General features: G+C 54.1%; 1 pseudogene. It reads right to left on the bottom strand.

Annotated elements, in window-relative coordinates:
* Positions 1-163: 163 nt before the first annotated feature.
* Positions 164-381 (bottom strand): annotated as a pseudogene (sucC, locus tag B2R17_RS22935) (succinate--CoA ligase subunit beta); the annotation flags it as partial.

Genomic DNA, 381 nt, shown 5'->3' with positions numbered 1-381 from the left:
CCCTGGCAGATGACCTTGGTGTTTTTGTCGACCAGAATACTCATGGAAGAAAGCTCTTAGCGATTAGCCGCCGGCGATTGGCCAGCAGCAGGAGGTGTGATTGGAGGGTTGATTCAAGAAGCTAGAAGCCGACAGCTCATAGCCAACAGCAGCGATGACGCCACTACGCAGTTGCCGCGACGATCTTTTTCGCCGCGTCGGTCAAATCCATCGCATTGATGATGTCGACATCGCTTTCCGCCAGCATTTTGCGGCCTTCCTCGACTTCGGTTCCTTCCAAACGCACTACCAAAGGAACGTTGAACCCAACTTCTTTGCTAGCCGTGATCAGTGCTCCCGCGATCGTTGTGCAACGAGCGATCCCGCCGAAGATGTTGACCA

The organism is Rhodopirellula sp. UBA1907 (genome assembly GCF_002337565.1).
Lineage (GTDB): Bacteria > Planctomycetota > Planctomycetia > Pirellulales > Pirellulaceae > Rhodopirellula > Rhodopirellula europaea.
This window is presented reverse-complemented; position numbering and strand designations above follow the sequence as displayed.